Origin of the sequence: Pedobacter sp. MC2016-15, from assembly GCF_026239695.1 — a bacterium.
Classification (GTDB): Bacteria; Bacteroidota; Bacteroidia; order Sphingobacteriales; family Sphingobacteriaceae; genus Pedobacter.
In genome coordinates, this window is sequence record NZ_JAPIVS010000011.1 from 1 (window position 1) to 7,863 (window position 7,863).

Consider the following 7,863-nt stretch of genomic DNA (forward strand, 5'->3'; position numbering starts at 1 on the left):
AAGGTAAACTGCCTTCAGCGCCGCCTGATCATCAGGAAATAGGCTTTTGGACTTGGTGAATTTCCTGATTCCGCTATTGAGACTTTCAATGACGTTGGTGGTATAAATGAGTTTGCGTATCTCCAGTGGGAAGTCAAAGTAGCTGGTCAACGCGTCCCAGTTGTTTTCCCAACTATTAATGGCATAACCATATTTGCTACCCCATTTTTCTGCGAAATCATCCAAGGCATGCCTGGCAGCATCTTTGTTGACCGCACCATAGACAGTTTTCAGGTCTGCAGCAAAAGTCTTACGTTCTTTCCAAGATACATATTTACAGCTATTACGTATTTGGTGGACAATGCATAGCTGGGTGATGGTCATTGGAAACACCTCTGCAATAGCTTTGGTAAAACCAGTAAGGTTATCAGTACATGCGATTAAAATTTCCTCAACACCTCTGGCTTTGAGATCGGTAAGCACACCCAACCAGAAAGATGCGCTTTCTGTTTCATTGATCCACATACCTAAGATCTCCTTTAAGCCATCATTTTTAAGGCCAATGACAAGATATATGCATTTATTGACCACCTTTCCATTGTGACGGATTTTGAATTGTATGCCATCCATCCAACAAGTAAAATAAACAGGTTCTAATGGGCGTACCTGCCATTCTTTAATGTGATCCACGATCCGATTGGTGACAGTAGAGACTGTGCTTTCAGAGACCTCCACCCCATAAATCTCACGGATTTGATCTTCAATATCACGGGTACTCATGCCACGCGAGTACATACCAATAATATTCTGCTCAATTTGTTCAACATTCGTTGATGCTTGGGAATCAACTTTGGTTCAAAATCAGAATTTCGGTCACGGGGAATAGATAAGACCATGTCACCTAACTTCTCACTCTTTATTTTTTTTCTACTGAAGCCATTACGCGAATTTCCGCTATTGCGGCCCTCTGAGGCATTTTTCTCGTAACCTAAATGATCATCGAGTTCTCCCTGGAGCATTTCATTGACTCCCTTCTTGAACATATCTGAGAAGAACTCATGAAATTGTTCTTTGGACTTGAACTGTTTGAAGAAGCCTTTAGGTAATTCTAAGTTATTATCATCCATATTGTTGTGATTAAAGTTGCAATATTTTGATCCTTTAATTACAGTATGGTTGGCAGGACTTTTTTCCTACTTACACAAAATTCTAGACACGCCCTATAGTTTCTAAAAAACAGTCTTAAATTGATAAACTATTTAGCCTATAAATTCATTTATCACCTCATAACTAGGCAACTAAATTAAATTTTTGAATTGAACTAGGGCAAGAATTTCCTCCGCAATTGAATTGTTGTGCGATAAAAGTAAATCTGTCATGGCTAACAGTTTTTTACAGTCATCCCTTCCACGGTCTTTAGGGATAAAATCCTGCATAATCAATGAATTATTATAGGCGAATTCATTTCAATCTAATTCATTTAAACCAACTTTTACTCGCAAAAGCCAATATAGTTAGCATTATTTTGCAGTAATGGATAATCCACTAAAAGCTGATCCACCACATTGGCAAAGTAGGTATTTTTTAGAACTTTTGGTTTCTTAAGGTAAGTTTTAAGAACCCTATTCTGGTACGAATAAATAGAGTGAATTGAAGACTCAATCTATTTATTCGTACCTCTGGTTATAAACATTTGGTCGTCCTAAAACAGTGCCTATCTTATCTTTATACAAAAAGCAACTTGCTATTCCAAAATGAATCTGACTACTTAGAGCTTGGATTTCGAATAGAAAATGATAGCTGTAGGCACTATACTGCTTATTATAAAAAACTTAGTCTTGCTAATCTTGGCCAATAGAATTATCATCATAGTGGTTTTGTATACCAACTAGGTTAGTAATTTCAAGTTCCTTTAAATTATTTAAAAGGGCTTGATTAAGATTATCATAGTCTTCATCCATGGTTTTTCTAAGAGGTGACACAATTCAAACAGGGAATTCTTCTATTATAAAACTGGAGACTAATTTCTAAAAGAATTTTCTACATAACTGAAATTTACATGAGATAGTTATTTCACTAGAATTTCTGAAAGTTTTTTCCACTCACTGCCAGTTAATGTTGAATGTGAAGGGGTGATTAAATCCCATTCTGAACTACTTAAATTGCTGATTTTTGAACGAATCTGAGTTAAGCTCAGCGTTTCGTCATGTGGTATTATTGAGGAAATAGACTTTGCTAATCTTCGAGGCACACCTGCCATGCGCATGAGCAATGCCCCTTCTGTGTCAACGCCGTAATAAACCATTGAGGGGATATATGAATTTTCTTTCAGTTGATTGTTGGAACTGTTCACAATACCTTCCAAAGCTCCTAAGCCCCAAGAAGCTTTAAATCTAGTATTATTAATATATTTGACAAAAGAATTAATCCTGTCGGAAGGATCGGCATTATTAGCGAATGTTGGGTGATGCGCAGCAACATCAAATAACTGGTCACCCTTTACCCAACTGATAAGAACCTTTGCAACGGCCTCTTCGTTAAATGAATTGCTGTGAGAATCAGTTCCTAATCCGGTTTCTTTAAGTTTTGCTATGACTTTGATCTTTTCCTTCAAGTAATCAGTCTTAAAATTGAAAAGGTTATCTACTTCCCAACTCTTTGCCGAAGATATAGCAGGATTAGTCCGGTTTTCTTCTTTCATAATTTCCAAAACGGATGGCACAGAGAAACCTGTCTTATCTGCAAAGCCTAATGTTCCAGGATTAAATTTCTCCTGCAATTCCAGATATATCATTTTGCAGATTTCAATGAACTTCTGTTTATCAGTATTTTCAAGTTGATGGTATCCTAAACTATCTTTAAATAAATCACTAATCTCCAAAATACTTTCATTACCTGACTGATTGAGTACATGGATTAAGTATTGCACCAATGGTTCCAAAGAATTAGAGTACCTATAAGCAAGCTTAAAAATTTGGCTTTCTTCCATCCCTAATGTTTCGATGATATTATCTGCATTAATCATCAATTCCAAAAGCATGCTAGCTATACCTTTTGAACTCTCACGAATCAATGCTTTTGCACTCTCAGTATTTCTTGCAGAATCAAATGGAAATATTAATTTGCCATAATTATCTACAAGTGTTCTTCCGGCTCTGCCGGCAATATTCCAAAAATCACTTGAAGAAAGTTTAGTATCTCCTTTACGATAAGAATCAAAATAGACAGCAGAAACTGGAAAGTTCACACCCTCAGCCAAAGTACTTGTAGCGAATATATGCTCGATTTCTTTCTCACGGATTAAATGCTCAATTAAAAGTTTAGTTTCGTCTGATAATCCAGCATGATGAAGTGCTATTTTCTTTTTTAAAACCTTGGTTAGAACGGTCTCTTTGCCTACCTCATCTATGATAAATTTTCTAACTAATTCAACTGTTTCTGAAACAGGTATTTCCGGCAATCTATCATATAAGTATTCAGCTCTATTATCAACCATTCCAGATCCTTGACAAAGATATAAGATAGATTTATTTGCTATACCATACCGTTTAGCAGTAAATTCTATATATTTCTCTTTATCTTTTCCCGTAGGAACAAAATCTAAAACCACGTCCCCTAATTCTCGTTCTCCTGAAATTAGGGAGTAGGCAGAGGGTAAAAGTGTCTGACTAAATTCTTTAAAATTTCTTTTTTGTTTTATGCCGATCAAAAGCTTTTCAGCGGGTTTCCAATTTATCCTTATTGGTGTTTTAATTTTATTCCCACCCATCCAGTCAGCAATTGTCGAAGCGGAATTCTTTAAAAATGGTGAGAGAAACATAAACTTTGAGTTTGGCCTTTCACGTTTTAATATGGCTAATAATAGCTCAAGACGTGTACCTCGACTTCCATTCTGTATCATATGTGCCTCGTCTATTACAAAAAGCGCAACATCATTTACAGAGTCATGATTTCTCCTTATCAATAAATCCAGTTTCTCTGGCGTAGAGACTAGAATATCTATTTTTTCTTTTAGTAAGGCCTCTTCTGATGGATCAACTTCTATTGCTCCAGAGGTTTTTTCAATTGAAAAATCTAAGCCTGCAAAATCAGATTTTAAATCATAATAAACCTGATTTACCAATGCTCGTGTAGGTACTACATAAATGATTTTAGAATCTGCATTTAACGCCTTGGTTACAATGATGTTAAATTCAGCCAGGAGCGTCTTTCCTGCGCTCGTTGGCATTTCAACGACTGTTACGCTAGCTGCTAGATCTAACAAACTCATGTTAATTGCTTCCCTTTGGGATGGTAATAAATCGATAATTGCCTTATCCGATTTACTTTTAGCTACACAGAATTCCTTTAATTTCTTTATTTGGATTGCATTTGTTGAATACCAAATAGAGTTATTCTGTAATAAAACAAGATTAAATTCGATAATGTTAGTAATACTCTGTAATCTAGGGTAATTACTAAAAAGCTTTTTTGCTACTTCAGCATGTATTCTAATTTCGCTTTCTAACTTTCCTTTATAATTATAACCTTCTGTAAGATAATCTGCTGTCTCAGTTATTGTTTTAGACAAGTGATACCAGCCCAAAAGTACTTCCGCAGTTTCCACTTCCTTTGAATAATTATGGACATCTTTCAAGTATTCTTCTTCGAGATCTTTTTGAGATGTTTTTAAATCGGCGATCAACTGTAAAGATTTTCTTATATCAGAATAACCAGAATCCTTTCTAACTAATAAGATAAATGCTTCAAGAATCTTGTTAGAGACAATTTGTTGCCAATTGCCCAAATCGGAGTAATCCTTGGTAACATAATCTTTGAGGTCTAGTCTAACCTGTACTGTTTTATCAGCCTTGAGACCTAAAGAGGCTAGATAGAAGTAGTATAAACTATAATTATCAATATTGGTTAATCCGAAAAATTCGCCGAATAAATTATCAAAGTACTGGGTTTTGATGTCATAAGACTTCAAAATTGAATAAGCAATATCATAAAGAGTACCATCAATGTCTTCATTTCTCGATGCCAATAACTTATTCAAGAGTAAATATTCTATTTTGAGAACTTTCTTATTAAGTTCATCATTTTGCTCTTTCATAGGATATCCGAGCTCACTTTCTAAGAAAGCAAGTTTTCGGTCCTGCACATAGGACTTTATTTCATCATCATGTAAAACAAACTCTAAAATGTCTTTCATTTTTAGGCTCTACAAAGTTCTTGTACTTTTTCATAAAACAGATCGATTGTATCGGCAATTTCTTTATCAAAATTTAGGATACAAAACGTTATATGATGCGGATCAAAATCTGTTTGCTGAGTATAAAATTTACCATAGTCTTCATTTATTTTTACACAAGAGACATCCCTTATAAGCGCACATCCAAACACAAGGTCAAATTCACTTTCTCTTCCAAAATCAAGCAAAAGTAGCACCAAACCAATTTTTTCAGCCGCCTCATCTGTAAGGTTTCTGCTATAATCAGATAAACGGTTCACTAATATGTCTCTATTATTCTTGAATTTTGTTTGTGTATTGAATATTGAATCACTGTTGTAATCAACAACTGAAGGCGGATTTGTTTTTTGGTGGGAGACTTTCCCTTCACCGATAAGCAACTTAATTCTGTCATTATCTACTCGATAACCAACAGCATCCAAGCCTCTTCCTGGCTGAGCGGCTAACTCGCGATTAGTGATGTTTTTGTGTGGAATTATAAATCTTTCATCTTCGGGCAACTTATCTTCGAAATAATAAGTTAGCAACAGTTCTCCTAAATCACTTCTGTATATATCAGTCAATACAGTTTTATGTGTATCTCCAGCTTCCCTAATTAAATCTTCCGCAACTGAATTTTGTTTTATAACTTTTTTAAGTTGTGTACTGTCAAAACCATGCTTTTGGAAAAGCAAGCTTTCATCTATTTTGTTATAGCCAAATCTGGTTTCAGATCGCTGCTTAATATACATCTCAGAAAATTTAATGATAAATTTATCAGAGACCGAAATATCTTCTTTGATGAATTTGTGAGCCATTAATTATTGCGTTGGTTTGGTTGCATAAACATATCTAAAGGTTTCCGAATATCCTATATCAAAGTAAAATAAACTGCTGTAACTGACTTCAGTTAAACTTTATAATCAAAGGTAAAATAAAAACAGCAAATATGTCGGTTCCATGTTAAATAAAATGTGGTTTAGATTAGCTTTTGAATGTATTAAGGTCATGGTGAAAATCTAGTTTCTGAAGATCAACGACTCAACTGAGCAGGTTAATGAGCTGATTGTTTTCCACCTTCATCAGCGTAACAAAACGCTTACCATTTTCGTTGGAGTAAGAAATTTCAAGGTTTAATCCTTCTAGCTGCTCTGGAACTTTGAATGCCATAATTTTATCAGCAACCATATGATTGCTTTCCACCATTTGACCAAAAGACGCTTTCAAACTGACATTGCTAAGTGGTGATATGTTATTGACCTTAGGAAGGCTTTCTAAAGACTGAAAATTTATTACACCAACTGATTTGATTTCTACATTGAATAATGGATGGCTTGAGTTATTATGAAGTACCAGTTCAAAACGCCAGTTAAGCTCCCAGTGTATAATCGGTTTACTACCTGGACCAATCACGGTGATCAGGTTACCGTCCTCGTCGAATCCTGTTGGGTTTTTATCACTGTAGCCGCGCGGAGATCTGGATCCACTGTGCCAAACGAGATCTGCCTCAAGTCTGGGTCTTGGACCGGCTACGCCAGAACTGGTCGCCTGAGGAATTACAATTTCTGCTGGTAGCGCCACGCTCTCTTCTGGCTTGTTTTCCATTTTTCCCTCCAGCTTTTCCATTTCAAGACGATATTTTTCTGGTATTTTTCCAAGAGGCGGTGCCGACCTGCGAATCCCCAGCAGAGTCTGCATCAACTCATCAAAATTACTATCAAAATTTTTATCATCCGTAAAATCAAGAAAAAATTTTCCTCCCAGCCAAGATGGTATGGCAGTTTTCATTTCTCCGGAACGAATCAATGGAATGAATTTACGGTGGTTGCCATCCTGAATAACTTCTGCAGTCATGATATCACCTTCATATCCCACGCCTCCCAGGCGATTTTCAGATTTCTGTTTATACTTCTCTGAGCAGATAATCAGGACATAATTATTTTGCCTCACTGCCATTTCCATAAAATATTGCATCCTATCACCGGGAACTACTTCCCATTGATCAAGTGTGACATTGATACCGTTGTTCCGTAATGTTGTACTAAATGAAAGTACCCATTCTTTAAACTCATCACTTTCCCATGCATATGAGATGAAAACATTTGGACTTGAGATCTTAATGGTCATAAAGTATGTTATTAAGCAAATATATCTTACTGATCTGTGGGAAAGAAATTCTGCAAGAAAAAAAACTCTTTTTAAAAAGTCGCAATATTCAAAAATTGAGACATTTAGTACCTAAACTATCGTTAGCATAATAAGTTATTTCTTTTTCTTGTCCTCCATACAGCGTCATAGATATCACGTAATTCTTGAGCAACTTAATAGAAATAGTTCGTGTCTTGTATCATAGCGATTGCGCAAAGCCTCACAGAAATATGGGGCTTTTTACATTTGGAACACTTCGAAACAGCTCATTACGTCATTTTTCTGAATGTTTTTAGATGCCTCTTCAATTTTCTTAAGAAAATGCTTCTCAACTTCAGTAATCTGGTTTCTATTTTTTACTTTAGGTTGGTTATATACTTCCTTTGCCATTGTTAAACCTTGTAGATGACTTACTGTAACCCTCCCTTTTTTCGAACCGATGTAGGAGGCGAGGAATTCAAATTTATATATTATTTCCCATCCCTTAGCATGGAGTCAGCTCCGTAGGGGCTGACTCCATGCTA

5 protein-coding genes are annotated in these 7,863 nt (G+C 35.7%); all 5 read right to left on the bottom strand.

Annotated elements, in window-relative coordinates:
- Positions 1–759 (bottom strand): IS256 family transposase (locus tag OQY15_RS22285; RefSeq protein WP_265794377.1); only part of this gene is annotated, 759 nt, incomplete at its 3' end.
- The gene (locus tag OQY15_RS22290; protein WP_265794378.1) at positions 756–1,106 is read right to left on the bottom strand and encodes a transposase; all 351 of its coding nucleotides are present in this window, start codon (positions 1,104–1,106) and stop codon (positions 756–758) included. The genes OQY15_RS22290 and OQY15_RS22285, both read right to left, overlap by 4 nt.
- Before the next feature lie 941 nt (positions 1,107–2,047).
- Complete coding sequence (locus tag OQY15_RS22295) at positions 2,048–5,173, bottom strand: DEAD/DEAH box helicase (RefSeq protein ID WP_265794379.1); 3,126 nt, start codon at positions 5,171–5,173, stop codon at positions 2,048–2,050.
- Between the two features lie 2 nt (positions 5,174–5,175).
- The gene (locus OQY15_RS22300; RefSeq protein WP_265794381.1) at positions 5,176–6,009 is read right to left on the bottom strand and encodes a hypothetical protein; all 834 of its coding nucleotides are present in this window, start codon (positions 6,007–6,009) and stop codon (positions 5,176–5,178) included.
- Between the two features lie 223 nt (positions 6,010–6,232).
- On the bottom strand, positions 6,233–7,318 hold the full coding sequence (locus tag OQY15_RS22305) for a toll/interleukin-1 receptor domain-containing protein (RefSeq protein ID WP_265794382.1): 1,086 nt from the start codon (positions 7,316–7,318) through the stop codon (positions 6,233–6,235).
- Positions 7,319–7,863: the final 545 nt, after the last annotated feature.